Here is a 25547-nt window from a genome sequence, read left to right as displayed (position 1 = left end):
CATGCTGCAACCAAAGCGCACCAAGTTCCGCAAGGCCTTCAAGGGCCGCATCCACGGCGATGCCAAGGGCGGCACCAGCCTGAACTTCGGTTCCTATGGCCTGAAGGCCATGGAGCCGGAGCGTATCACGGCTCGCCAGATCGAGGCGGCTCGCCGCGCGATCACCCGTCACATCAAGCGCCAGGGTCGTCTCTGGATCCGCATCTTCCCGGACGTCCCCGTCTCGTCGAAGCCTGCCGAAGTCCGCATGGGCTCGGGTAAGGGTTCGCCGGAATTCTGGGCCGCCCGCGTGAAGCCGGGTCGCATCCTGTTCGAACTCGACGGTGTCGACGGCCCGCTGGCCGCCGAGGCATTCGAGCGCGCGGCGATGAAGCTGCCCATCAAGACCAAGGTCGTTGCCCGTCTGGGCGACACCTCGCACCTCGGAGGCGAGTAATGGCCAAGACTGAATATACCGGCCAGAGCGACGACCAGCTCGTCGAGGCGCTGGGCAACCTGAAGCGTGAGCAGTTCAACCTGCGCTTCCAGGCGGCCACGAGCCAGCTCGAAAAGCCCAGCCGGGTCAAGGAAGTCCGTCGCGACATCGCGCGGATCAAGACCATCCAGGCGCAGCGCTCCGCTGCGGCTGCCAAGTAAGGACCGAGACACATGCCGAAGCGCGTGCTGACCGGGGTGATTGTCTCGGACAAGACCGATAAGACGGTCGTCGTCAATGTAGAGCGGAAGGTCAAGCACCCCCTCTACGGCAAGATCATCCGTCGGTCGAAGAAGTACCACGCCCATGACGAGGCGAACGAGTACAAGGCCGGTGAGACGGTGCGGATCGAAGAGACCGCCCCGATCTCGAAGCTGAAGACCTGGAAGGTCGTCGAGCGGGTCGATACCCACATGACGCCGGAACGGGCCTCGGCCGAGGGCTGAGTCCGTCGATCCCGTCCGGCGAGCCTGGCTCTCCACCCCGGTCAGCCTGAGCGAAGTCGAAGGCCACGGGAAGGACGGGACCACGGAGCCCTTCGGGGCGCAGAGCGGATTGGTCGAAAGGCGCGAGGCGACTCGCTTGCCTTTCGGTCCAGGAGTGGCTAAGGGGCCTCTCCCCCTGGCGCGGTAGCCCGCGCCGGGGGTCGTTTTTTAAGGCGGGGTAGGGTCGGTATCCTCCCCAGATAGAGAGAAGGAAGCGGATCCATGATCCAGATGCAGTCCAATCTCGACGTCGCTGACAACAGCGGCGCGAAGCGGGTGCAGTGCATCAAGGTGCTGGGCGGCTCGAAGCGCCGTACCGCATCGGTCGGCGACATCATCGTCGTCAGCGTCAAGGAAGCGCAGCCGCGTGGCCGCGTGAAGAAGGGCGACGTTCACCGCGCGGTGATCGTGCGTACCGCCAAGGACATCCGTCGCGCCGACGGTTCGGTGATCCGTTTCGACGGTAACGCCGCCGTGCTGGTCAACAAGAACGAGGAGCCGATCGGCACCCGTATCTTTGGCCCGGTCGTGCGTGAGCTTCGCGGCAAGAAGCACATGAAGATCATCTCGCTGGCGCCGGAGGTTCTGTAATGGCCGCTGCACGCATCAAGAAGGGTGACAAGGTCATCGTCCTGTCCGGCAAGGACAAGGGCAAGACCGGCACCGTGTCGCTCGCCATGCCGAAGGATGGCAAGGTCGTCGTGGACGGCGTCAACATCGCGACCCGTCACCGCAAGCCGACCCAGGCGAACCCGCAGGGTGGCCTGGAGCGTACCGCCGCTCCGCTGCATATCTCGAAGGTTGCGCACGTGACCGCCGATGGCAAGCCGACCCGCGTCCGTTTCGAGACGCAGGATGGCAAGAAGGTCCGCGTGGCCGTCAAGACCGGGGAGAAGATCGATGGCTGATTACAAGCCCCGCATGAAGGCTATCTATGACGATAGCATCATCAAGGCGATGACCGAGAAGTTCGGTTATAAGAACGTCAACGAGATCCCCCGGATCGAGAAGATCGTACTCAACATGGGCGTGGGCGAAGCTACCCAGGACAAGAAGCGCGTCGACCAGGCCGCGTCCGAGATGGAGCTGATCGCGGGTCAGAAGCCCGTCATCACCAAGGCGAAGAAGTCGATCGCGCAGTTCAAGCTGCGTGAAGGCATGCCGATCGGTGTGAAGGTCACGCTGCGTCGCGAGCGCATGTACGAGTTCCTGGACCGCTTCATCACGATCGCGCTGCCGCGCGTTCGCGACTTTCGCGGCCTGAACCCCAAGTCCTTCGACGGTCGCGGCAACTATGCCTGCGGCATCAAGGAACAGATCATCTTCCCCGAAATCAACTATGACCGCATCGACAAGGTGCGCGGCATGGATGTGATCGTGACCACCTCGGCGAAGACCGACGACGAAGCGCGCGAGCTGCTGCGTCTGTTCGGCTTCCCGTTCCCCAAGGAAGACGCTGCCGACGAGAAGAAGGCGGCGTAACCGGACTGCCCCCTCTCCACGCCGGAGAGGGGGTCCTTACAGAAAGAGCTTAAGTCCATGGCGAAACTGAGTTCAATCAATAAGAACGAGAAGCGTCGTCTCCTCGTCAAGAAGTATGCCGGAAAGTACGCCAAGCTGAAGGCGATCGCGAACGACCAGAGCCTCGATGAGACCGAGCGTCTGATCGCGCGCCTGAAGATGGCCGAGATCCCCCGCAACGGCAACCCGACCCGTATCCGCAATCGCTGCGAGATCACCGGTCGCCCGCGTGCGTATTACCGCAAGTTCCGTCTCGCTCGCGTCATGCTGCGTGAACTGGCCAACAAGGGCCAGATCCCCGGCGTCACCAAGTCGAGCTGGTAAGGACCATTTGAGATGGCAGTGACCGATCCCCTGGGTGACTTGCTCACCCGCATCCGCAACGGCCAGCGCGCGCGCAAGGACTCCGTCCTGACGCCTGCGTCGAAGCTGCGCGCCCGCGTGCTCGACGTGCTTCAGCGCGAAGGCTATATCCGTGGTTACAGCGAAGAGCAGATGGGCCCCGCGGCCGGCATCCGCATCGAGCTGAAGTATTTCGAAGGCCAGCCCGCGATCAAGCATGTCGCGCGCGTCTCGAAGCCCGGCCGCCGTGTCTATTCGGGCGCGCAGGAGCTTCCGCGCGTTCGCAACGGCCTGGGCATCACCATCGTGTCGACGCCGCGTGGCGTTCTGTCGGACGCCGAAGCGCGCGAGCAGAATGTCGGTGGCGAAGTCCTGGCGGAGGTGTTCTGATGAGCCGCATCGGTAAGAAGGCGGTCCCGGTTCCGGCCGGCGTCACCGCGACCATCGCCGACAAGGTGCTGAGCGTGAAGGGTCCCAAGGGCACCCTGTCCATGCCGCTCGCCGACGAGATCACCTATGACGTCCAGGCGGACGCCATCTCGGTGCAGCCTGCCAATGCCACGAAGCGCGCCCGCGCCTTCTGGGGCATGCAGCGCACCATGGTGCAGAACCTCGTCACCGGCGTGACCGCAGGCTTCTCGAAGAAGCTGGTCATCACCGGCGTCGGCTACCGCGCCGCCGCTCAGGGCAAGAACCTGAAGCTGCAGCTCGGCTACAGCCACGACGTCAACATCGACGTGCCGGAAGGCATCGAGGTGAAGACGCCGGACGCCACCACCGTCGAAATCAGCGGTGCGGACAAGCAGAAGGTCGGCCAGCTGGCCGCCGAGATCCGCCGCTGGCGCAAGCCCGAGCCGTATAAGGGCAAGGGCATCAAGTACGACGGCGAGTTCATCTTCCGCAAGGAAGGGAAGAAGAAGTAATGACCAAGGGTCTCTCTCTTTTCGAGAAGCGCCGTCGGCGCAACCGTACCGCGCTGCGTGCGCGTGCGGGCACCCGTCCGCGCCTGTCGGTGCATCGCTCGGGCAAGCACATCTATGCCCAGGTGATCGACGACGAGGCGGGTCGTACCGTGGCTTCGGCCTCGACGCTGGAAAAGGACGTGCGCGGCCAGTCGGGCGCGAACGTCGCAGCGGCGACCGAAGTCGGCAAGCGCGTGGCCGAGAAGGCCAAGGCCGCCGGCGTCACGCAGGTCGTTTTCGACCGTGGCGGCTTCCTGTTCCACGGTCGCGTCAAGGCGCTGGCCGAGGCGGCACGCGAAGCGGGATTGGAGTTCTAATATGGCTGACGAGAACAACGTGGCCGTTGCCGGTGCCGAAGGCGCCGCGCAGGACGCGACCCAGGGTCGTGGTCCCCGGGGCGGCCGTGGCCGTGGTCCGGGCGGCGATCGCGGCCGTGGCGGCCGTGACGGCAACCGTGGTCGTCGCGACGACCGTCGCGGTGGCACCGAAGACCAGGGCGAAGAGCTGATCGAAAAGCTCGTCCACATCAACCGCGTCTCGAAGACCGTGAAGGGCGGTAAGCGTTTCGGCTTCGCCGCGCTCGTCGTGGTCGGCGATGGCAAGGGACGTGCGGGCTTCGGTCATGGCAAGGCGCGCGAAGTGCCGGAAGCCATCTCGAAGGCGACGGCTGCCGCCAAGAAGGCGATGGTCCGCGTTCCGCTGAAGGACGGTCGCACGCTGCATCATGATGGCAATGGCCATTTCGGTGCGGGCCGCGTGACGGTGCGTTCGGCCCCGCAGGGGACCGGCATCATCGCCGGTGGTCCGATGCGCGCCATCTTCGAATCGCTCGGCGTTGCCGACGTGGTGACGAAGTCGGTCGGTACGTCGAATCCGTACAACATGATCCGGGCCACCTTCGAAGCCCTTGGCGAGCAGACCTCGCCCAAGGCGGTGGCGCAGCGTCGTGGCAAGAAGATCGCCGACCTGCTGGGTCGCGGTCACGGTGCCACCCAGCAGACTGCCGAGGCGGAAGCCGCGGCCGTCGTGGAGTAAGCGACCATGGCTACCATTAAGATCAAGCAGACCGGTTCGCCGATCCGCCGCACCAAGGACCAGCGCGCGACCCTCGTCGGCCTGGGCCTGAACAAGATGCACAAGGTTGCCGAGCTTCAGGATACCCCTGAAGTCCGCGGCATGATCCGCAAGGTGCAGCACATGGTTCAGGTGGTCGAGGGTTAAGCCCTTTCCCATCGGAACAAGCGAATTGGGGCCGTGGTCATCCTGGGGTGACCACGGCCTCTTTTCGTTGGGCATAAGCGCGCTGGCGGGGCCGCGATCGTCATAACTCGTTCGTGGTGCACGAGGGCAGGGGTGGTTTGCCGGGAGCGAGGGGGGCTCCTACGGCGCTTCGATCCGTGGGATGTACGATGCCCAGGGCCAATCGCCATTCATGCTACCTCTCCCCTGGACAGGGAAGAGGGTTGGCGGAGCTTGCCAGCCTGCTGGCTAACGCAGCTTAGGCGAGCGAGGGGTTGAGCGAGCCATAGGCTCGCGCGCGCTCACGCTTTCCACTCACCCAGCTCCGACCAAGCCCTTGCTTCTGCAAAGGCCGAGTCTGCGCAACCCTCTCCCCTCTATGAGGGGCGAGGGAAAAGATGGGCATATCTGAATGTAGATCCGGCCTTAGGCCCGCTCGGGCGTTGGCCGGCGGGGCTCGATATCTTCGCGTGCCGCAATCACCTCGCATCCACGCCGACGCCGATCCGCGTCGGCCAAGAGCCTCGGATCAAAGGCGCTCCGCTATTTGCGGAGACCCAGTATCCGCCCCAGATGGCGGAATTTGCGCTGGACCAGCCATTGCGCCTGATAGGTCGCCTGCGACACCTTGCCCAGGCTATCGGTGGCGTCGACGATCGGCTTGGTCTGGAAGCGATAATAGTTCTTGCTCAGCGCCTGATGCTGCTGGAGCCGTTCGTAGATCGAATATTGCAGCCCGATCTCGTCATTGGTGCGCACGCGCCGGTGCGGATGCTGGCCGAACAGCGGCAGGATCGCGCGGGTGTAGCAGATCGGGCCCGTGGTCTGGAGCGTGCCGGGCGCGCCGATGCCCAGGCGCCAGGGGCTGTAATGATCGATATTGGCGAGCGTCCGGTTGATGACCGCTTCGAGGAAGGGATGCTTCGGCTCGGCGATGATATGCCACTGCTGTAGCTCGCCCTCGGGCATTTCGGGGAAGCGGACGGTGTCGTTCCCCCAATTCTCGTAACGTTCGCCCGGACGGTTCGCCCAATGCGAGGTCACGAACGAATCGTCGGGCCGCAACGTCTCTTCGAGCGGACGCGTCGTCGTGCTCTTGATGTCGAGATAGACCCCGCCGCGCGCATACATCAGCAGATAGCGGAACAGATCGGCCCGCGCCGCACCGTACTCCGGCCTGATCCTGTCGTAGCTGGCTTGGACCTTCGCGCCATATTCGTCGCGGATGAAGTCGGCGATATCGGCATCGTCGTAAAGATGATGCGAAAAGCTCGGATTCTGCGTCTTGAGATGCTCGACATTGGCCAGCAGGTCATCGGACAGATCCTTCGTCCGATAGGTCTGGTGGATCAATCGAGGAATCCGGGCGGCGGGCGTCGAATTCATCGGTCGACCTCATTCGTCGTTGAAAACTGGGAATCATGTGTAGCACGTCGGCAGATGAGGCAAGGCGTTTACGCATAGGGTTCCGGGACGATTTGCGTCATTGACCGAGGTAGAGGGGGCTGCGACAATCGTCGATCCTCGTGGCGCGGCTGTTCGCGACGAAAGGGCGTGACTCCGCTGCCCAACGCTGCTAGGCGCCCGCACTTCCCATCCATGCGCGAAACAAGCGAAAGCGAGTGCAAATCATGAAGCTGAACCAACTTTCCGACAACCAGGGTGCCCGCAAGTCCAAGATCCGCGTCGGTCGCGGTATCGGTTCGGGCAAGGGCAAGACCGGTGGTCGCGGCGTCAAGGGCCAGAAGAGCCGTGAGGGCGTGTCCATCGCGGGCTTCGAGGGCGGTCAGATGCCGCTCCACATGCGTCTGCCGAAGCGCGGCTTCAACAACATCTTCGCCAAGGACTATGCCGAGGTGAACCTGGGCGCGATCCAGAAGGCGATCGACTCGGGCAAGTTGAAGACCGACGGCACGATCGACCACGCCGCGCTGAAGGCCGCTGGCCTGGCCCGTGGCGGCAAGGACGGCGTCCGTCTGCTCGCCAAGGGTGAACTGACCGCCAAGCTGTCGTTCGTCGTGCAGGGCGTGTCGGCCTCGGCGCGCGCGGCGGTCGAGAAGGTCGGTGGTTCGGTCGACGTGCCGCACATCGTGCCCGCCGCCGAGAAGGCCGCTGCGAAGAAGGGCAAGACCCGCGCCGCGAAGCTCGCCGCCAAGGCCTGAATCGGATAAGATCCGCCGCTGTCGGATGGCGCGAGGCCACCATGACAGCGGCGGATTTTTTCATCCGGATTAGACAAGCGCGTCTTCGCGCCTATATGAGCGGCGGGGCGGTTCAAAACGCATCCCGCCGTTTTTCGTTTCCAGGATAACGCAACAGCTATGGCATCCGCAGCCGACCAGATGGCGCAAAGCATCAGCCTGGCGAAATTCGCCAAGGCCACCGACCTCAAGAAGCGGCTGTGGTTCACCATCGGCGCGCTGATCGTCTTCCGCCTGCTCAGCTATGTTCCGCTGCCGGGCGTCGACCCGACCGCGCTGGGCCTGTTGAGCCAGAAGACCACGGGCGGCGTGCTCGACTTCTTCAACACCTTCTCGGGCGGTTCGCTCAGCCGCATGTCGCTGATCGCGCTGGGCGTGATGCCGTACATCACGGCGTCGATCGTCGTGCAGCTCGCGACCTCGCTGAGCCCGCAGCTTGCCGCCATCAAGAAGGAAGGCGAGAGCGGCCGCAAGAAGCTGAACCAATATACCCGCTACGGCACGGTGCTGCTGACCGCGATCCAGGGCTATTTCATCGCCGTCGGCCTTGAGACGCTGGGCGCCAGCCAGGGCATCCAGGCGGTGATCGAGCCGGGCATGACCTTCCGCATCGCGGCGGTCATCTCGCTGATCGGCGGTACGATGTTCCTGATGTGGCTGGGCGAGCAGATCACCAGCCGGGGTATCGGCAACGGCGTGTCGCTGATCATCATGGCGGGCATCGTCGCGCATCTGCCGACCACGCTGGTTAACCTGCTGGAAGGCGGTCGTACCGGCAGCATCGATCCGGTCCGCCTGATCGGCATCATCGTCGCGGTCGTCGTCCTCGTCCTGTTCATCTGCTTCATGGAGCGCGCGCAGCGCCGCATCCTGATCCAGTATCCCAAGCGCGCCACGCAGCGCGGGATGCAGGCCGACCGCAGCCACCTGCCGCTCAAGATCAACACCGCAGGCGTGATCCCTCCGATCTTCGCCTCGTCGCTGCTGCTGATGCCGCTGACCATTTCGCAGTTCGCCGGGCAGCGTGTCGCGGGCGAGAGCCGCTGGGGCGACTTCATCATCAGCCTGAACCCAGTATCTGCAGCACGGCTCGCCGGTTTACATGCTGCTGTACGGCGCGGGCATCATCTTCTTCTCGTTCTTCTACACCGCGGTCGTCTTCAACCCGGAAGAGACGGCGGACAACCTCAAGCGCTATGGCGGCTTCATTCCCGGCATCCGTCCGGGCAAGAACACCGAGACTTATCTGGATTATGTGCTGACCCGCATCACGGTGATCGGCGCGGCGTACCTGACGATCATCTGTCTGCTGCCCGAATATCTGGTCTCGGCGCTCCAGATTCCCTTCTATCTGGGCGGCACCAGCCTGCTGATCGTCGTCAACGTGACGATGGACACGGTGACGCAGATTCAAAGCCACTTGCTCGCGCATCAATATGGCGATCTGATCAAGAAGGCGAAGCTGAAAGGCGGTCGTCTGCGCTGATCGCGCGGACGGTACAGGGAATACAGGGGAGAGTGACGTGGGCGTGAACATCATCCTGCTGGGTCCGCCGGGGGCGGGCAAGGGAACCCAGGCGCAGCGGCTGGTGGCCAATCGCGGCATGGTGCAGTTGTCGACCGGCGACATGCTGCGCGCGGCGGTCAAGGCGGGCACCCCCGTCGGGCTCCAGGCCAAGGCGGTGATGGATGCGGGCGAACTGGTGTCGGACGCGATCGTCTCGGCGCTGATCGGTGAGCGACTGGATGCTGCCGAGGCGGAAGGTGGCGCGATCTTCGACGGCTATCCCCGGACCGAGGCGCAGGCCGAGGCGCTGGACGTGCTGCTGGCCGAGCGTGGCAAGACGCTGGACCATGTCATTGAACTGGCGGTGGACGAGGATGCGCTGGTCGAGCGGATCACCGGGCGCTTCACCTGTGCGTCGTGCGGCGCCGGCTATCACGACAGCTTCAAGCCGACCCAGGTCGCGGGCGTCTGCGACGTATGTGGCTCGACCGAGTTCAAGCGTCGTCCCGATGACAATGCCGAAACGGTGCGCACCCGCATGGCCGAGTACCGCGCCAAGACGGCCCCGATCCTGCCGGTCTATGAGGCGCGCGGGATCGTCAGCCGTGTCGACGGCATGGCCGCGATGGATGCGGTCGGCGCGGAGATCGATGCGATCCTCGATCGCTGATTCACACCCGAGCGTTTGAAGAGGGGCGTTTCCGAAAGGGAGCGCCCCTTTTTTATTTCCGTGTTGGCGCGGAGCCGTAAGCAAAGCCCCTCCTCCCGGCAGGGGGGAGGGGTTGGGGGTGGGGGCTGGGCCACGGGCGCTGGTCTCGGTGAGACTCCTTGCCCTCCCCCATCCCCTCCCGCCTGCGGGAGGGGAGCGGCCAGAGGTGACTTTGGTTTTCTTGCCGCTGGCCGATGCCTTGGTGAGAGCGAGGCCACGCCCTCGGTCAGGGCATCGCAGTGTGCGAAGCCCCTCCCCGGCAGGGGAGGGGTTTGGAGTAGGGGCCTCGCCCCAAGCCGTGATCCCCGTCGGATTTCCCCCGCGTGCGGCGAACCAAATCACCTTACCCCCTCGTGCTCGGCAAGTTCCGGCCCTAAACCCCCGGCATGACCGCGCTGATCGCCGACTATTACCGCCACCTGACCGTCGACCTGCGCCGGTCCGATCACACGGTGCGCGCCTATGTCGCCACCGCCGAGCGGCTATGCCGATTCCTCTCCGAGCATTGGGGCGAGGCGATCGATGGCGCGACGCTCGCGCGGATCACCGCCGCCGATCTGCGGGCCTATCTCGCCAGACGGCGGGGCGAGGGGCTGACCGCCGCCTCCACAGCGCGCGAATTGTCGGCGGTGCGGACCTTCCTCCATTGGACCGGAACCGAGCCGCCCGCGCTGAAAGGCCCCCGCCGCAAGCGCAGCATCCCGCGCCCGCAAGCGCCCGCCGACATCATCGCCCTGTCGGAGGATGTCTGCGAAAACGCCGCCGAACCCTGGATCGCGGCGCGCGACTGGGCGGTGCTGTTGCTGCTCTACGGCGCGGGGTTGCGGATCGGGGAGGCGATGATGCTGCCGGCCGCGATCCTGCCGCTCGGCGAGACGATCCGCGTGACCGGCAAGCGCGACAAGACGCGGATCGTGCCGCTGCTGCCCGAATTGCGCGAGGCGATCGAGCGCTATGCCGCGCTGGTGCCCTTCGCCCTCGAGCCGGACGAGCCGCTGTTTCGCGGGGCCAAGGGCGGGCCGCTGTCGCCCGCGATCATCCGGCGCTCGGTACAGGGCGCGCGCGATCGGCTGGGGCTGGGCGCGCGGACGACGCCCCATGCCTTGCGCCACAGCTTCGCGACGCATCTGCTGGGGCGCGGAGCCGATCTTCGCCAGCTTCAGGAATTGCTGGGCCATGCCAGCCTGAGTTCGACCCAAATCTATACGGCGGTGGATGCGGCGCATCTGCTCGACGTCTATCGCACCGCGCATCCCCGCGCCTGAGCATCAGCTTTTGCGCGACGGCTTCCAGGTGATGACCCGCCAGAGATAGCCGATCACGATCGCCACCGTCATCACCACCGCCGCCGGACCGACATAGCGGTTGATCGCCTCGAAATTCTCGCCCAGCCACAGTCCGGCATAGGCCAGGATCACGTTCCAGATCGTGCTGCCCGCAAAGGTCCAGAGCAGGAATTTGCCCAGCGGCATCCGCGTGATCCCGGCGGGCAGCGAGATCAGGGTGCGAAAGGCGGGCATGAAGCGGAAGACGAACACCACCCAGCCGCCATGCCGGACGAAGAACCGGTGCAGCCGCTCGACATCGCGCCACTCCATGGTCAGCCAGCGGCCATGCTTGTCGATGAAGGGCCGGAACCGCTCGTAACCGATATAGCGACCGACCGCGTACCAGGCATAATTGCCCGCCGTCGTGCCCGCCGTGCCCCATAGGATCAGCGGGATCATCTCCATCTGCCCGCGCGCCACCGCCATGCCGCCCAGGCCCATGATGACCTCCGACGGGATAGGGGGTACGACATTTTCCAGCGCCATCAGCAGGAAGATGCCGAAATAGCCGCCCCAGGCGATCAGGTTGAGGATGAAATCGGTCATGCGTGCAGGGATGTACCGATGAGGGCAGGGGCGGTTCCCATAGACGCAATCGACCTCCGATCGCCATGGCCTCCTTCGCTCCTTCTGGGTCCGATCGACATTCAGATATGCCCGTCTTTTCCCTCGCCCATCGTAGAGGCGAGGGTGGAATGCCTCGACCGAGTCCCGATCCCGCCTGCGATTGCCCTTGCCAATCGAAGCGGTGAAGTCGTAGGATTACGCCTATAAAAGACAGATTTCATGGAGAAGGAGCGCCGCCATGGTGCCAGTCGGAGCATCCCCTGGGCATGAGGAACGATAGGCATGGCCATTCCCGCCGATCTGCCGGTCGATACGCTGACCGCTTCCCCTCCACGCCCTGCGGATTCCGGTGAGGGGACCGCATCGCGGCGCTATCTGCCCGCGCTGATCATCACCGTCAGCCTGTTTTTCCTGTGGGGCATGGCCAACAATCTGAACGACATTCTGATCGCGCAGTTTCGCAAGGCCTTCACCCTCAGCGACTTCGGGACCAGTTTCGTCCAGCAGGTCTTCTATCTCGGCTATTTCCTGCTCGCGGTGCCCGCGTCGCTGGTGATGCGGCGCTATGGGTATAAGGCGGCGATCGTGCTGGGGCTGACGCTCTACGGCACCGGCGCGCTGCTTTTCTATCCGGCTGCTGCGGCCAGCCTGTACCAACTGTTCCTGCTCGGCCTGTTCGTCATCGCGGCGGGACTGGCGTTCCTGGAAACCTCGGCCAACCCGTTGATGGGCGAGCTGGGCGATCCGGCGGGCGCGACCCGCCGGCTCAACTGGGCGCAGGCGGCCAATCCGCTGGGCGCGATCACCGGCGTGCTGATCGGGCGCTTCTTCATCCTGTCGGGTATCGAGCATGACGAGGCCGCGCTGGCGACGATGGACGCCGCCGCCCGCACCGCCTTTTACAAGGCCGAGGTGCAGGCGATCGCGCCGCCCTATGTCGCGATCGCGATCGTCGTGTTGCTCTTCGCGCTGGCGACGGCGTTCGTCCGCTTCCCCGCCGGGGCTCCGGCGCGGGCGGGCGACGCCAGTGGCGGTGGGCGATTCGTCGATGTCTTCCGCCGTCCCCGGCTGCTCGGCGCGGTCGTCGCGCAATTCTTCTATGTCGGTGCGCAGGTCGGGGTGTGGAGCTACACCATCCGCTATGCGCAGGCCAATGCAGGGCTGGGCGAGCGGGGCGGGGCCGATGCGCTGTTCGTCTCGCTGGTCCTGTTCGCGGCGGGGCGCTTTCTGGGCAGCGCGCTGATGGCGAGGCTGGAGCCGGTCAGGCTGCTGACCGTCTTCGCGACTGCGTCGATCGTGCTGACCGCCATGGCCGTTTTGCTGGGCGGCTGGCCGGGGCTGATCGCGCTGGTCGCGGCCAGCTTCTTCATGTCGATCCAGTTCCCGACGATCTTCGCGCTGGGGATCGAGGGGCTGGGGCCGCTGCGCCGTGCGGGCGCGTCGTTGATCGTCATGGCGATCATCGGCGGTGCGGGGCTGACCGCGCTGATGGGTCTGGTGTCCGACCGTGCGGGGATCACCGCCGCGATGCTGGTTCCGACCGTCAGCTTCGCGGTCGTCACGGCCTTCGCCATATTGATAAAGCGTCACAAGGAGATGAAGTGATGGGCCGTTTGCAGGCCAGGCGTGCGATCGTGACCGGCGCGGGCCAGGGTATCGGCCGCGCTGCCGCCGAACTGTTCGCCGCCGAGGGGGCGCAGGTGATCGCGGTGGATCGCAACGCCGACGCGCTGGCGACGCTGAAAGGTTGCGAGACCGAGACGCTCGATCTGCTCGACCCGGCGGCGATCGCCGCGTTCGGTGAGCGGACGGGGGCGGTGGACGTGCTGTTCAACTGTGCGGGCTATGTCGATGCGGGCGACCTGCTGGCGACGCAGGACGCCGGGTATCGGCTGTCCTTCGACCTGAACGTCCATGCGATCACCCATATGCTCCAGGCCTTCCTGCCCGCGATGATCGCGCGGGGCGGCGGGGCGATCGTCAATATGGCGTCGGTCGCGGGCGCGGTGATCGGCGTGGGCAACCGCTATGCCTATTGCGCGTCCAAGGGCGCGGTGGCGGGGATCACGCGCTCGGTCGCGCTCGACTATGTCGGCAAGGGGATACGCTGCAACGCGATCTGCCCCGGCACCGTCCAGTCGCCGAGCCTGGACGAGCGTCTGGCCGCGACCGGCGATGCGGAGGCGGCCCGCGCTGCCTTTATCGCGCGTCAGCCGATGGGGCGGCTGGGCCGGGCGGAGGAGATCGCCGCGCTGGCGCTCTATCTCGCCTCGGACGAGAGCGCCTATACCACCGGGCAAATGCACGTCATCGACGGCGGATGGACGATGGCGTGAGCCAGCATCGCCCTCCCTTTGTCGACGCGCATTTCCACCTGTGGGATCATGGTGTGCTGCGCTATCCCTGGCTGGACGATGCGGCCACCGCCGCGATCGCCGGGGATTATCGGATCGCCGATTACCGGGCGGAGCTTTCCGCGTGGAACCTGGTCGGCGCTGTGCATGTCGATGCGGGCGCGCATCCCGATCAGGGCGCGGACGAGACCGTCTGGCTGAATCGCGTCGCCGATGCGGACGGACTGCCGAGCGGCATCGTCGCGCGGGTCGAACTGGACCGTCCGGCGGTCGAGCCGCAACTGGCATGGCAGGCGGCGCATCCTCGCGTGAAGGGCATCCGTCACCTCATCAACTGGCACCCGACCGATGCGGCGCGCCGGGCCTATGATCGCGACCTGACCCGCGATCCACGCTGGCGGGACGGCTATGCGCTGCTCGGGCGCTACGGCCTCAGCTACGACTTTCACGGCTTTCCGGCGCAACTTGCGGGGCTGGCGGAGGTGGCGGTTCGGCATCCGGAGGTGCCGGTCATCCTCAACCATCTCGCGCTGCCGATCCCGGCGGACGGGCTGGAGGAATGGCGCGCCGGGCTGAACGCCTTCGCCGCCATGCCGCATGCCGCGATCAAGCTGTCGGGGGCGGGCTTTATCGGGCCGCGTTTCGATCCCGCCGGTTTCGCCGACATCATTGCGGAGGTGATCGACCGGTTCGGCCCCTCCCGCGTGATGGTCGCGACCAACTTCCCGACCGACCGGCTGGCCGCCGATCTCGAACGGACGCTTAGCGCCTATGAGACGCTGCTGGCGGGCTTTTCGGAGGATGAGCGGCGCGACCTGTGGGGCCGCAACGCCAACCGGATCTATCGACTGGACCTGGACCTATGACCGATATTCCCCGCCGCCCGGTGGGTCGGACCGGTTGCCGGCTTCCCGAACTGGGCTTCGGCGCGGCGGCGATGGGCAATCTCTACGCCGCGATGAGCGATACGCAGGCCGCCGCCACGCTGGCGGCGGCGCTGGACGCCGGCTTCCGCTATTTCGACACCGCGCCGCATTATGGCCGGGGGTTGAGCGAACGGCGGCTGGGCGACGCGCTGCGCGGGCGGGGCGACGTGATCGTCTCGACCAAGGTCGGGCGGCTGATGGACCCGGATGCGGGCATCACCGACGATCGCGAGCGCGACGGCTTCCACACCGCCATGCCCTTCCGCATGCGCTACGACTATACGCATGACGGCATCATGCGCAGCCATGAGCACAGCCTTCAGCGGCTGGGGCTGGCCAGGGTCGATCTCGCCTTCATCCACGATATCGGCCGCGTCACGCATGGCGAGGCGGATGCGCGATATCGCGAGCAACTGATCGCGGGCGGTGGCCTCAAGGCGCTGGAGCGGCTCCGCGACGAGGGCGCGATCGCCGGGTTCGGGCTGGGGGTGAACGAGGTCGAGGTCTGTCTGGAGCTGATGGAGGTGGCGCGGTTCGACGTCATCCTGCTCGCCGGGCGCTATACGCTGCTGGAGCAGGGGGCGCTCGACGCGCTGTTCCCGGCCTGCGCGGAGGCGGATACCGCCATCGTCGTCGGCGGGCCCTATAACAGCGGCATCCTCGCGACGGGCAGCGAGGCCGCCGCCCGCTACAACTACGCCCCCGCGCCCGCCGCCGTGCTGGACAAGGTCCGCGCGCTGGAAAAGGTCGCGGGGCGGCACCATGTCTCGCTTCCCGCCGCCGCGCTCGCCTTCGTCCTGGCGCATCCCCAGGTCGCGAGCGTCATTCCGGGCATCGCCGATCCGCAACAAGTGGCCGATACCATGCGTCTTTATGCTGAACCCATTCCGTCCGCCTTCTGGGCGGAGCTGCGGGACGAAGGGCTCGTCCGCCCCGATGCGCCCGTTCCGGGGGACGCGGCATGAGCGTCGCGGCGATCCGCCTGACCCCGACGGACAATGTCGCGGTCTGCTGTCGCACGGTCGAGCCGGGCGAGCATATCGTCGTGGACGGCCATGAACTCGTCATCGGCGAGCGCGTGGCGCTGGGCCACAAGCTGGCGGTCGTGCCGCTGGCGGCGGGGGACAAGGTCATCAAATACGGCATGCCCATCGGATCGATGACGCAGGACGCGCCCGCCGGGGGCTGGGTCCACATGCACAATATGCAAAGCGATTATATTCCCGCGCATCTGCGCGACGCGCACGGAGATCACGCATGACGCTGGGCATGACTGGACGGACTTGGCAGGCCTGGGCACGTCCCGATGGCCGCAAGGGTATTCGCGACGCGATCGTCGTCGTCTATCTGGTCGAGTGTGCGCATCATGTCGCGCGACGGATCGTCGACCGCATGGACGACCCGCGCGTGCAGTTGATCGGCTTTCCCGGCTGCTACCCCAATGACTATGCGCTGGCGATGATGAAGGCGCTGACGACGCATCCCAATGTCGGTGGCGTCGTCCTGTTGTCGCTGGGCTGCGAGAGCTTCAACCGCGAGGCGCTGGCCGCCAATGCGCGCGAGCAGGGGCGTCCGGTCGAGACGATCGTCATCCAGCAGTCGGGCGGCACGCGCGGCGCGATGGAGGCGGGGATCGCGGCGGTCGAGCGGGTCCGCGCGGCGGCGGATGCGCAGGCCGTGCGGGTGCCGATGACCATGTCCGAACTGGTGATCGGCACCATCTGCGGCGGATCGGACGGGACCAGCGGCATCACCGGCAACCCGGCGGTCGGCCGCGCCTTCGACACGCTGTACGATGCGGGCGCGATCTGCATCTTTGAAGAAACCGGCGAGATGATCGGGTGCGAGGGCCATATGGCCGAGCGTGCCGCGACGCCGGAGGTGGCCGACGCGTTGATCGCCTCGGTCGCGCAGGCCGAACGCTATTACCGGGCAATGGGCTATGGCAGCTTCGCGCCGGGCAATGCCGAAGGCGGCCTGTCGAGCCAGGAGGAGAAGTCGGCGGGCGCCTATGCCAAGTCGGGCAGCCGTCCGATCACCGGCGTCATCCTGCCCGCCGAACAGGCGCCGGGGCCGGGGCTGTATCTGCTCGACGTGGTGCCTGCGGGCGACCCGAAGTTCGGCTTCCCCAATATCGTCGACAATGCCGAGATCGGCGAGTTGATCGCGTGCGGAGCGCATATCAACCTGTTCGTGACCGGGCGCGGCTCGGTGGTCGGCTCGGCCATCTCGCCGGTCATCAAGATCGCGGCCAACCCGGAAATGTACGCGCGCATGGAAGGCGACATGGACGTCAATGCCGGTCGCATCCTCTATGGCGAGGCGACGCTGGACGAAGTGGGGGCGGAGATCGTCGACCTGATCGTCGCGGTGTCGGCGGGCGCGGAAACCAAGTCTGAAGCGCTGGGGCATCAGGAGTTCGTCCTGACCTACAAGGCGGCGGGGGCCAAGGGGCCCGCCTGTCTGCCGCGCGCGGCGTGAGGAGGGACTTTCGACGCCCGTTCGCACTGAGCGAAGTCGAAGTGCACGCCCCCGACCTTAGAGCACGGGAATCCCTTGGCCTTCGACTTCGCTCAGGCTGAACGGAGGTAGGGAAGTTCAGGCCCGCTCCACCAGCATCCGCAACTCCGGCATCGCCACCTTCTCCCCCGTCGCATCGACCCAGCGGATGAACGCGCCCACCCGCTTGTCGATCTTCGCCGCATGTCCGGAAAAGATATCCGACAGCCGGTGGTCGAGGAACGGATTGGCGAAGCGCTCCAGCGTCGTCGCGGCATAATCGCGCGCCTCCTCGGCCAGCCCATGCGCGGCGAAACCGGGGATGACCTCCTGCACCATCACCCGCTCCAGCGCCGCCCGCGTCTCGCCATCGGCCAGCGCCGCGCGGACCGTCTGGTCCGCCGCGCCGCTCCGTGCATGCCAGCGCGCCGCCAGCCAGCTATGGCCGAGATTGAGGATATGCAGCTTCAGCCGCTCATATCGCTCCAGATCGTCGGTCAGGACGATGTCGGGATGGGTGAAGGGCAGGACCAGCCCCGGCTGCCGCTCGACCGCCCAGAGCGCATAGGGTTCGGCGACCGCCCCGGCAGGGGAGAGCGGTTCGCTGACGATCCGGTCGACCAGCGTGTTGGCCCAGACGCAGGCCCGCTCCAGCCAGTCGAGATAGGTAGGGTCGCGCCCCTGTTCGCGCGCGAGCCCCGTGACGACGCCCTTCAGCGCGTCGCCGTTGCGCGCGACCAACTCGCACGGCAGCATGGTTACGGGCGCATCACCCGCCCGCCACCGGCGATGGAGCAATTCGGTCAGCATCCCGACGAAGTTCACCGGAACCTCACCTTCGTCCGGGGCGATGCGATCGCTGTCGGGCACCTGATAGCCGCTATCGCCGGAGTTGGAGACGATATGCGTCGCCTCTTCCACGGCCAGCCGGGTCAGCCGATCCCATTGCGCGGCGGCGCTCAACCCCTCGCGCACGCTGCGGATCGTGACGGTCCGCTCAAAGGGAGTGCCCTCGCGCAAGCCGCGCAGGATGACCGGGAAACCCGCCGGATCGGCAAATCCCGCCAGCCTCTTCGCCCGCTCCGGGTCGCGGGTGGTCTGGACGATGACGATCGGCGGCACCGCCTGTCCCCCGGCGCGCGCTTCCTCGGCGAAGAAGTCGACATGCGCCTGGAGGAAGCGGCTGGTCCCGAATTGCAGGATGCAGGAGTTGGGCGGGGCCACGTCGGTCATTGTTCGTCCAGCGAATAGATGCGCTCCATCGCCACCCATTTCTCGCCCGGTGCGGCATGGGGCAGGGGCTTTTGGAAGCGGTCCATCGCCGCTTCCCAGCGCGCATCGGTGGCGGCCAGTTCGGCGGGGATGGCGCGGGGCCAGTCGTCCGCGACCTCGGCGATCATGAACAGCCGGTCGCCGGTGCGCCAGATCTCCATCGCCAGGAACCCCTTGGCCCGGATCGCCGCCGTCACCTCGGGCCAGGCGCGTCCGGCGGCATGGGCATGTTCATATTCCGCGATCAGTTCGGCATCCGCGACCAGATCGAGCGCGAAACACAGGCGTCGGGCCATAACGGGCCTCCTCTCTTCTCTCATGTCGCCCCCGGATGCGTACCATCGGTCGTCCCGAGAGCAATTCTTGCCAGACTAGCCATCCTGCACTAGCGCTTCAATGGCATATGTGAGAGCATGGTCGCATATAGGAATGTGGAAGAGGGTGAAATGAAGGCTCTGGTCTGTGTGCGGCCGAACGAAATCCGCGTGGAGGATCGCCCCGCGCCGGTGCGGAGTGAGGGCGAGGTGCTGCTGCGGATGCGTCGGGCGGGGATTTGCGGCACCGACTATCATATCTATGGCGGCAAGCACCCCTTCCTCGAATATCCTCGGCTGATCGGACACGAACTGGCGGGTGAGGTGGCCGAGGTGCCATCGGGCTCGCGCTTCGCGGTCGGGCAGGTGGTGACGATCAATCCCTATATCGCCTGCGGCACCTGTCGCGCCTGTCGCCGGGGCAAGCCCAATTGCTGCGCGCGGATCAGCGTGCTGGGCGTCCATGCCGATGGCGGCATGTGCGAGATGCTGTCGGCGCCCGAAAGCGCGGTGATCGATGCGGAGGGCCTGTCGCTCGACCAGGCGGCGATGGTCGAGTTTCTGGCGATCGGCGCGCATGCCGTGCGGCGATCGATGCTGACGGCGGGCGAGGAGGTGATCGTCATCGGCGCGGGGCCGATCGGGATCGCGGTCGCCCTGTTCGCGCGGATCGCGGGGGCGGGGCGGATCGTGCTGGTCGATACCCGCGCACCGCGCCTGGCCTATGCGCGCGAGCATCTGGGCTTTGCCGAGGGGGTGGTCGCCGATGTCGACATGGCCGCGCGGCTGGCGGCGATGACGAATGGCGAGATGTTCGACCATGTCTTCGACGCGACGGGCAATATCCATGCAATGCGCGACGGGCTGAACTGGCTGGCGCATGGCGGCAGCTTCACGCTGGTGGGCGTGTGCAAGGACGATCTGGTCTTTCCTGATCCCGAATTCCACAAGCGCGAGACGACGCTGATCGGCAGCCGCAACGCGCTGTCGGTCGATTTTGACCATGTCATCGCCAGCATCCGCAGCGGCGCGATCCCGACCGATGCGATCCGCACCCATGCGCTGACGCTGGACGAGGCGCCCCGCCGCCTGCCCGAACTGATCGCGGAGGCGGATTCGGTGCTGAAGGCGATCGTCACCATCGCCTGATCCCCATGCCCTATTGCCCGCCATCCGGCGTCGTCCTAATCCGATGACGATGGAAGGGGATGGCATGACGGGTGAGGGCGGCAAGACGGTCGAGGGGCGTGTCCGCAAGGGCAGCTATGCCGCGCCCGCGCTGGACAAGGCGTTTCTCATCATCGAACTGCTCGCCAGCCATCCGCAGGGCATGCTGGTCAGCGAGATGGCGACCGCGCTGGGCCGCTCGCTGGGCGAGTTGTTCCGCATCGTCGTGGTGATGGAAGAGGCGCGCTATCTGGAAAAGTCGCCGATCGACGATCGGTACCGGGTGACGTACAAATTCCTCGACATAGCCTATCGCGCCACGCCCGCGCGCCAGTTGACCGCCGCCGCGCTGCCCGAGATGCAGTCGCTGGCGCTGACGGTCGGGCAGTCCTGTCACCTGGTGGTGATCGAGGGCGGTGCGGGGCTGGTCATCGCGCGCGAGGAGAATCCGGGGACGCGGGGCTTCGCGCTGCGCATGGGCGCGTCGATCGATATCGTCACCAGCTGCTCGGGCAAGGTGCTGCTCGCCTTCGCGCCGCGCGCGCAGTTCGGGCGGATCGTCGACCGGGTCGAACTGGCACAGGGCAGGCCGATCGGGCGGACCCGCCTGATCGAGGATCTGGAGCGGGTGCGGGCGCAGGGCTATGAACTGCGCGAAAGCCCGATCACGCGCGGCGTCACCGATATCAGCTATCCGGTGTTCGGGTTCGGCGGCGACTGCATGGCGGCGCTGACCATCCCGTTCCTGGAGACGATCGACGGCTCGCAATCGGTGACGATCGAGGAGGCGCGGCGCATCCTGGCCGAGACCACCGCCCGCATTTCGCAGCAACTGGGCTATCGCCCCGATGACGGGGCGGCGGGTTAATAGACATCGCGGGCGTAGCGGCTCGTCGCCGCCATATCCTCCAGCATGTCGTCGCCCAGGATATCGGTCAGCACGCGGTGCACATCGCCCGCCATGCCCTTCAGGCTGCCGCAGACATAGAGGGCGGCGCCCGCCGCCACCGCGTCGCGGAGCACATCCGCCGCGTCCGCCAGCGCGTCCTGCACATAGCGCGGACCATGGCCCAGGCGCGACCAGGCGGTGGTCATGCCCGACAGCACCCCGGCATCGAGCAGCGCCCGGCGTTCCTCGCGGTGATAATCGTCATGTTCGGGATGCCGCTCCCCCCAGAACAGCAGGACGGGTCCGCCACCGCTCGCCGCGCGTCCGCGCAGATGGGCGAGCAGGCCCGCCAGGCCCGTGCCGTTGCCGATCAGCACCATCGGCGTGGCCGGATTGGCGGGCGAGTGGAACGCCGCATTGGCATGGACCCGCGCCCGCACCACCGAGCCCAGCGGCGCGCCATGGCATAGCCAGCCCGATCCCAGCCCCGGCAGGCCATCCTCCGCCTCCGCCAGCCGGACGATCAGCTCGGCGCGGCCCGCAACCGGGATCGAGGCGATCGAATATTCGCGGTGGGCGAGGGGACGCAGCGCGGTGGAGTCGAAACCGGGCCCCGCCTCCGCAGGCAGGATGCTGTCCATCAGCCGCTCGCGCAATTCGGGCGTATCGGCCAGCCCGGTGGCCGACAGAAAGGCATCGACCCGGCGGGGGTCTTGGCGGGGCAGGATTTCCAATATGTCGCCCGCCGCCCAGTCGGCGGGCCCCGCCAGCGGTTCCAGCGCGATATGCCATGTCTCGCCGCCGCTGCTGCCCGGATTGAGCAGGCGCCGCTCGACCAGCCGCCAGTCGGCCATGGCGGCGGGGGCCCAATCGGGCTGGTCTGTGCGCGCGCCGAGCCCGGCCAGTTGCTGCTGCCACAGGCGCTGCGCATCGGCATCCTCGCCATCCTGCTCGATCGCGTCGAACAGCCGCTGCGCGCCGCCGCTGTGCAGCCACTGGTCGATCCGGTGCCCGAAGGCGCAGAAGTCGGGATATTCCCGGTCGCCCAGCGCCAATACGGCATAGGAGAGGTGCGACAGGTCGGCGGGCGTCTGTGCCATGGTCCGGGCAAAGCCGCGCGCGGCGTCGGGCGGCTCCCCCTCGCCATAGGTGCTGGCGACGACGAACAGCCGGTCGACCCGTGCCAGTTGCTCGGCGGTCAGCGAGGCGATGGGCAGCGCGGCGGCGCCGGGCAGTGCCTGTGCGGTCAGCCGGGCGATCCGCTCGGCGGAGCCCGTCTGGCTCGCATAGGCGACCAGGGTGGCCGCCGCCTCTGTCGGGACCGGAGCCGTATCGGTGAGGACCGCGCCCAGGGCCGCTTTCCGCCGCCGCCGTGCGAAATAGAGAAGGAAGCCGGTGATGGTGAACAGCGGCATGGTCAGGCTGGCCAGCGTCATGGCGATCCGCCCGACCAGACCAAAATAGGCGCCGCGATGGATTTCATAGACGCTGGTGACGATATCATCACCCAAGGGACGCTTCGCATAGGGCTGGTTGGAGGTGACGCGCCCGGTCACGCTGTCGATGCTGACTTCGTCGGAGACGCGGTCGTGCCGCCCTTCGGCCAGCTTGCCCCGGAACTGGACCACGCCGTCGCGAACCGAGGCGGTGACGCGCTCATAGGGATGATGGCCGGTCGCCTGATCGAAACGCTGCCAGATGGTCGCGAGGTCGACGGGCGTGGCTTGCTTGCCCCGACCGTCCTTGCCACCCTCGCGTGGGCCATGCGCGGCCTGTTCGCTGGACAGAAGGTGCCGGACCCCGGTGCGGTACCAGTCATAGGACCACCACAGCCCCGTGCCCGCGCTGATGAGATAGAAGATCAGCACCCAGCCGCCGATGACCGCATGGAGCGCCCGGTACAGGTTGCGCCCGGTCATCCGCAGGTCGAGCACGAACCAGTTGCGCCAGTCCAGCGGCTTGCGCGGCCAGCGCAGATAGAGACCCGACAGCGCGAAATAGATGAGCGACAGCGCGGCGAAACCCGTGATCTGGCGTCCGATGCCGTTCCCTTTGCCGGGCAGCGCGAGCCAGCGATGCAGTTCCTCTACCGTCTCGAAGAAACCCGCGCCGCGCGGCTCGCCCAGTATTCGGCCCGTCGTCGGATCGACATAGGCGTTAAGCCGCGTCTTATCCTCGCCCAAGGTATAGCCGACAAAGGCCGCCTTGGTCGGGGCGCTGTCGACCACCAGCCGGGCAATGCGCGCGTCCGGCATCTGCTCGGTGATCCGGGCGATCAGTGCCGGGGCGGAAAGCGGCGCGCTATGCCCCGGTGTCACCGTGACGATGCCGGGATTGGTCGCCGCCATGATCTCCGGCTCGAAGCTGATCAGCGCACCCGTGACGCCCATCACAGCCAGCACCAGTCCAGCGGTGATCCCTAGGAACCAGTGAATCTGGAACAGGATCGTGCGGGTCGAAATCACCGGCCTGTCAGCCCTTGTTATTGATAATCACTTGCGTTAGGCGACCGCGCGAATGACGTCAATGATTACGGGGTGAGAATGAAACGTTGGGGGAAGAGCGTGGCCTATGAAATGCGCCGGACCATGGTGTTCGGAGCATCGCTGACGGCATTGATGGCCGGGGCCTCCGGCGCGCTGGCGCAGAGCCAGCCACAGGCTGATGTCGCGCCTGACGAGCGGACCGACATGCCGCAGGACCGGGAAGTGGTCGTCACCGCCGCTCGCACCGTCCTGCCGCCCAACGCCTTGCCGCTGACCATCGACATCATCGACAAGGAGGCGCTGGACCGCCAGATCGCGATCTCGGGCAGCGTGACCGACGCGGTCGCGGCGCTGACGCCCAGCTTCTCGCCGACGCGCGGCAAGCTGTCCGGCGCGGGGGAGACTCTGCGCGGTCGCTCGCCGCTCTATGCGATCAACGGCATTCCGCAGACGACGCCGCTTCGCGACGGCAGCCGGGACGGCTTCACCATCGACGGCTTCTTCGTCGATCGGGTCGAGTTGATCTATGGCTCCAACGCGCTTCAGGGGATTGGCGGGACCGGCGGTATCGTCAACCAGGTGACGGTCGGCCCGCCGACGACCGAGGGGCTGTCCGGCCGGACGCTGGTGCAGGGCACCGTCGCCAACGGGTTCGAGTCGGACTCGCCGGGCGGCAAGGTCGCGGGGCTGGTCCAGTATAAGGCGGGGATGTTCGACGCGACGGTGGGTGCGTCCTATGAACGGCGCGGCGTCTTCTACGATGCGCGCGGTCGCCGGATCGGCATCAACCTGACCCAGGGCGAGACGCAGGATTCGCGCGCCACCGACGTCTTTGCGCGACTGGGCGCGCAGGTGCGCGAGAGTGGGCGGTTCGACCTGATCCTGAATCGCTACGAACTGAACGGGGAGGGGCGCTTCGTCCCGCTGGCGGGCAACCGCCTGACCGGCCTGCCGACCAGCGCGGTGCGTGGCGACCCGCCGGGCAAGCCCGCCGCCAACCTGGCGGAGGCGGTGTCGCTATCCTATACCGATCATGACGTGGCGGGCGGCAATCTGGTCGCGCAACTCTTCTTCAACCGCACCTACGACACGTTCGGCGGCGAGCCGAACCCGATCCCGACCTTCCAGGACCCGGCGATCGCCCCGGTCGGCACCTTGTTCGACCAGTCGGAGAACCGTTCGCGCAAGCTGGGCCTGCGCGCCAGCTATGAGCGTGCGGTGCCGGGGTTCGAGGCGCTGGTGGCGACGATCGGCTTCGACGCGTTGGCCGACAAGTCGGAACAGCGGCTGATCGCGACCAACCGCGTCTGGGTGCCGCCCGCCGATTTCCGCAGCCTGGCCCCTTTCGTCCAGGCCAATCTGAAGCTGTTCGACGGTGTGGTGCGGCTGGCCGGTGGCGCGCGATGGGAGAATGTGAAGGTCCGCATCGCCGATTACCGCACGCTGGCCTCCAACACCTATGACGGCCGCAACCTGGCGACCTATGGCGGGGTCAGCGTCAAGGGCGGCGAACCGGGCTTCAACCGGATCATGGCCAATGGCGGCGTGATCGTGGAACCGCTGACCGGCATCCGCGCCTATGCCAGCTATGCCGAGGGCTTCACCATGGCTGATATCGGGCGGATCACCCGCGCGGTCGATACGCCCGGCACCGACCTGAGCAGTTTCCGCGCGATCGATCCGGTCATCTCCAACAATCGCGAGATCGGGGTGGAGGTGAAGCGCGGGCCGTTCGATGCCAGCACCACCTATTTCTGGTCGACCAGCAACAACGGCCAGGTGCTGCTGGCACTGGGCAACGGCATCTTCCAGGTGCAGCGCCAGAGGGTGGAGATACAGGGGCTGGAGATCAATCTGGGCCTGCGTACCCCGGTCCCGGGCTTACGCGTCACGACCGGCTATGCGCATCTGGTCGGCCGCTATGACAGCGATACGCGCAACCCGGACGGGATCGTCGATACCGATCTGGACGGCACCAACATCTCGCCCGACCGGATGAACGCCGCCGCCGACTTCGCCTCCGGGCCGGTGACGGCGCGGGTGCAGACGCAAATGTATCTGGCGCGCAACTTCCGGGGCAAGGCCAATCCCGATCCGCGCAACAATTTCGGCGGCTATACCGTGACGGACGCCTATCTGCGCTATCAGACCCGATTCGGCGGGCTTTCGCTGAGCGCGCAGAATATCTTCAACCGCTTCTATATCGACTATAACAGCGACACGCGCCTGCCGAACGACAATTTCGCCTTCTTCGCCGGGCGGGGCCGGACCTTCACCTTGGGATGGGACGCGCGGTGGTAGGGC

At 66.4% G+C, this 25547-nt stretch carries 29 protein-coding genes and 1 pseudogene; 25 read left to right on the top strand and 5 right to left on the bottom strand.

Annotated elements, in window-relative coordinates; all coding sequences use genetic code 11:
- Position 1 precedes the first annotated feature (1 nt).
- From rplP to rpmD, 12 genes are all read left to right on the top strand, one after another.
- The gene (gene rplP / locus QE379_RS16675; RefSeq protein ID WP_007406071.1) at positions 2-436 is read left to right on the top strand and encodes a 50S ribosomal protein L16; all 435 of its coding nucleotides are present in this window, start codon (positions 2-4) and stop codon (positions 434-436) included.
- Positions 436-636 (top strand): 50S ribosomal protein L29, encoded by a 201-nt coding sequence (gene rpmC / locus QE379_RS16670; RefSeq protein WP_267435509.1) that lies wholly within the window; start codon positions 436-438, stop codon positions 634-636. The genes rplP and rpmC overlap by 1 nt, the downstream gene beginning before the upstream one ends.
- A gap of 12 nt (positions 637-648) precedes the next feature.
- On the top strand, positions 649-921 hold the full coding sequence (gene rpsQ, locus QE379_RS16665; RefSeq protein ID WP_056430742.1) for a 30S ribosomal protein S17: 273 nt from the start codon (positions 649-651) through the stop codon (positions 919-921).
- Positions 922-1182: 261 nt separating this feature from the next.
- Positions 1183-1551 carry a 50S ribosomal protein L14 gene (rplN, locus tag QE379_RS16660; protein ID WP_007406105.1) on the top strand — a complete coding sequence of 123 codons (369 nt, stop codon included), beginning with the start codon at positions 1183-1185 and terminating at the stop codon, positions 1549-1551.
- On the top strand, positions 1551-1868 hold the full coding sequence (rplX, locus tag QE379_RS16655; protein ID WP_007406132.1) for a 50S ribosomal protein L24: 318 nt from the start codon (positions 1551-1553) through the stop codon (positions 1866-1868). The genes rplN and rplX overlap by 1 nt, the downstream gene beginning before the upstream one ends.
- Positions 1861-2442 (top strand): 50S ribosomal protein L5, encoded by a 582-nt coding sequence (rplE, locus tag QE379_RS16650; protein WP_307002215.1) that lies wholly within the window; start codon positions 1861-1863, stop codon positions 2440-2442. Before rplX ends, rplE begins: the two co-directional genes overlap by 8 nt.
- A gap of 57 nt (positions 2443-2499) precedes the next feature.
- Positions 2500-2805 carry a 30S ribosomal protein S14 gene (gene rpsN / locus QE379_RS16645; protein WP_058716514.1) on the top strand — a complete coding sequence of 102 codons (306 nt, stop codon included), beginning with the start codon at positions 2500-2502 and terminating at the stop codon, positions 2803-2805.
- 12 nt (positions 2806-2817) lie between these two features.
- Positions 2818-3213 (top strand): 30S ribosomal protein S8, encoded by a 396-nt coding sequence (gene rpsH / locus QE379_RS16640; protein WP_267435508.1) that lies wholly within the window; start codon positions 2818-2820, stop codon positions 3211-3213.
- Positions 3213-3746: a 50S ribosomal protein L6 gene (gene rplF, locus QE379_RS16635; protein WP_307002213.1), complete on the top strand. Its 534-nt coding sequence runs from the start codon at positions 3213-3215 to the stop codon at positions 3744-3746. The genes rpsH and rplF overlap by 1 nt, the downstream gene beginning before the upstream one ends.
- A complete protein-coding gene (rplR, locus tag QE379_RS16630; RefSeq protein WP_267435506.1) occupies positions 3746-4102 on the top strand; it encodes a 50S ribosomal protein L18 in 357 nt (118 codons plus the stop codon). The genes rplF and rplR overlap by 1 nt, the downstream gene beginning before the upstream one ends.
- A gap of 1 nt (position 4103) precedes the next feature.
- Complete coding sequence (gene rpsE, locus QE379_RS16625; RefSeq protein ID WP_307002211.1) at positions 4104-4820, top strand: 30S ribosomal protein S5; 717 nt, start codon at positions 4104-4106, stop codon at positions 4818-4820.
- A 6-nt stretch (positions 4821-4826) separates the two neighbouring features.
- Positions 4827-5006 (top strand): 50S ribosomal protein L30, encoded by a 180-nt coding sequence (gene rpmD, locus QE379_RS16620; RefSeq protein ID WP_307002209.1) that lies wholly within the window; start codon positions 4827-4829, stop codon positions 5004-5006.
- Between the two features lie 561 nt (positions 5007-5567).
- Here rpmD and QE379_RS16615 read toward each other — a convergent pair.
- The gene (locus QE379_RS16615; RefSeq protein WP_307002207.1) at positions 5568-6410 is read right to left on the bottom strand and encodes a glycosyltransferase family 32 protein; all 843 of its coding nucleotides are present in this window, start codon (positions 6408-6410) and stop codon (positions 5568-5570) included.
- 245 nt (positions 6411-6655) lie between these two features.
- Between QE379_RS16615 and rplO the strand changes: the two genes are divergently transcribed.
- From rplO to QE379_RS16595, 4 genes and pseudogenes are all read left to right on the top strand, one after another.
- On the top strand, positions 6656-7186 hold the full coding sequence (gene rplO, locus QE379_RS16610) for a 50S ribosomal protein L15 (RefSeq protein ID WP_307002205.1): 531 nt from the start codon (positions 6656-6658) through the stop codon (positions 7184-7186).
- A gap of 159 nt (positions 7187-7345) precedes the next feature.
- Positions 7346-8711 (top strand): annotated as a pseudogene (secY, locus tag QE379_RS16605) (preprotein translocase subunit SecY).
- Positions 8712-8754: 43 nt separating this feature from the next.
- Complete coding sequence (locus tag QE379_RS16600) at positions 8755-9402, top strand: adenylate kinase (protein WP_307003269.1); 648 nt, start codon at positions 8755-8757, stop codon at positions 9400-9402.
- Between the two features lie 425 nt (positions 9403-9827).
- Positions 9828-10706 carry a tyrosine recombinase XerC gene (locus QE379_RS16595; RefSeq protein ID WP_307002203.1) on the top strand — a complete coding sequence of 293 codons (879 nt, stop codon included), beginning with the start codon at positions 9828-9830 and terminating at the stop codon, positions 10704-10706.
- 3 nt (positions 10707-10709) lie between these two features.
- On the opposite strand, the gene QE379_RS16590 is transcribed toward QE379_RS16595, so the two are convergent.
- Positions 10710-11315: a DedA family protein gene (locus tag QE379_RS16590; protein WP_307002201.1), complete on the bottom strand. Its 606-nt coding sequence runs from the start codon at positions 11313-11315 to the stop codon at positions 10710-10712.
- Positions 11316-11624: 309 nt separating this feature from the next.
- Between QE379_RS16590 and fucP the strand changes: the two genes are divergently transcribed.
- The 6 genes from fucP to QE379_RS16560 are packed head-to-tail and all read left to right on the top strand — an operon-like array spanning position 11625 to position 17097.
- On the top strand, positions 11625-12941 hold the full coding sequence (gene fucP / locus QE379_RS16585) for an L-fucose:H+ symporter permease (RefSeq protein WP_373461870.1): 1317 nt from the start codon (positions 11625-11627) through the stop codon (positions 12939-12941).
- Complete coding sequence (locus tag QE379_RS16580; protein ID WP_307002197.1) at positions 12941-13672, top strand: SDR family oxidoreductase; 732 nt, start codon at positions 12941-12943, stop codon at positions 13670-13672. Before fucP ends, QE379_RS16580 begins: the two co-directional genes overlap by 1 nt.
- Entirely contained in the window at positions 13669-14556 is an 888-nt protein-coding gene (locus QE379_RS16575) for an amidohydrolase (protein ID WP_307002195.1), read from the top strand. Before QE379_RS16580 ends, QE379_RS16575 begins: the two co-directional genes overlap by 4 nt.
- Complete coding sequence (locus tag QE379_RS16570) at positions 14553-15581, top strand: aldo/keto reductase (RefSeq protein ID WP_307002193.1); 1029 nt, start codon at positions 14553-14555, stop codon at positions 15579-15581. The genes QE379_RS16575 and QE379_RS16570 overlap by 4 nt, the downstream gene beginning before the upstream one ends.
- Positions 15578-15877: a UxaA family hydrolase gene (locus tag QE379_RS16565; protein WP_307002191.1), complete on the top strand. Its 300-nt coding sequence runs from the start codon at positions 15578-15580 to the stop codon at positions 15875-15877. Before QE379_RS16570 ends, QE379_RS16565 begins: the two co-directional genes overlap by 4 nt.
- 8 nt (positions 15878-15885) lie before the next feature.
- Positions 15886-17097 carry a UxaA family hydrolase gene (locus QE379_RS16560; protein ID WP_307002190.1) on the top strand — a complete coding sequence of 404 codons (1212 nt, stop codon included), beginning with the start codon at positions 15886-15888 and terminating at the stop codon, positions 17095-17097.
- A gap of 117 nt (positions 17098-17214) precedes the next feature.
- Here the strand turns inward: QE379_RS16560 and QE379_RS16555 are convergent, their stop codons facing one another.
- Positions 17215-18348 (bottom strand): mannitol dehydrogenase family protein, encoded by a 1134-nt coding sequence (locus QE379_RS16555; RefSeq protein ID WP_307002189.1) that lies wholly within the window; start codon positions 18346-18348, stop codon positions 17215-17217.
- Complete coding sequence (locus tag QE379_RS16550; RefSeq protein ID WP_307002187.1) at positions 18345-18683, bottom strand: L-rhamnose mutarotase; 339 nt, start codon at positions 18681-18683, stop codon at positions 18345-18347. The genes QE379_RS16555 and QE379_RS16550 overlap by 4 nt, the downstream gene beginning before the upstream one ends.
- A 117-nt stretch (positions 18684-18800) precedes the next feature.
- Between QE379_RS16550 and QE379_RS16545 the strand changes: the two genes are divergently transcribed.
- Positions 18801-19850 (top strand): zinc-binding alcohol dehydrogenase family protein, encoded by a 1050-nt coding sequence (locus tag QE379_RS16545; protein WP_307002186.1) that lies wholly within the window; start codon positions 18801-18803, stop codon positions 19848-19850.
- Positions 19851-19893: 43 nt separating this feature from the next.
- Positions 19894-20736 (top strand): IclR family transcriptional regulator, encoded by an 843-nt coding sequence (locus QE379_RS16540; protein WP_307002184.1) that lies wholly within the window; start codon positions 19894-19896, stop codon positions 20734-20736.
- On the opposite strand, the gene QE379_RS16535 is transcribed toward QE379_RS16540, so the two are convergent.
- Positions 20733-23222 carry a sulfite reductase flavoprotein subunit alpha gene (locus QE379_RS16535; RefSeq protein ID WP_307002181.1) on the bottom strand — a complete coding sequence of 830 codons (2490 nt, stop codon included), beginning with the start codon at positions 23220-23222 and terminating at the stop codon, positions 20733-20735. The genes QE379_RS16540 and QE379_RS16535 overlap by 4 nt on opposite strands.
- 111 nt (positions 23223-23333) lie before the next feature.
- On the opposite strand from QE379_RS16535, the gene QE379_RS16530 reads away from it, so the two are divergent.
- Positions 23334-25544, top strand: a complete 2211-nt coding sequence (locus tag QE379_RS16530) for a TonB-dependent receptor (RefSeq protein ID WP_373461869.1) — start codon at positions 23334-23336, stop codon at positions 25542-25544.
- Positions 25545-25547: the final 3 nt, after the last annotated feature.

Origin of the sequence: Sphingomonas sp. SORGH_AS_0879, assembly GCF_030819175.1 — a bacterium.
In the GTDB taxonomy this organism is placed as follows: Bacteria; Pseudomonadota; Alphaproteobacteria; order Sphingomonadales; family Sphingomonadaceae; genus Sphingomonas.
Note: the sequence above shows the minus strand (reverse complement) of the source record. Positions and strands in the feature narration are given on the sequence as shown.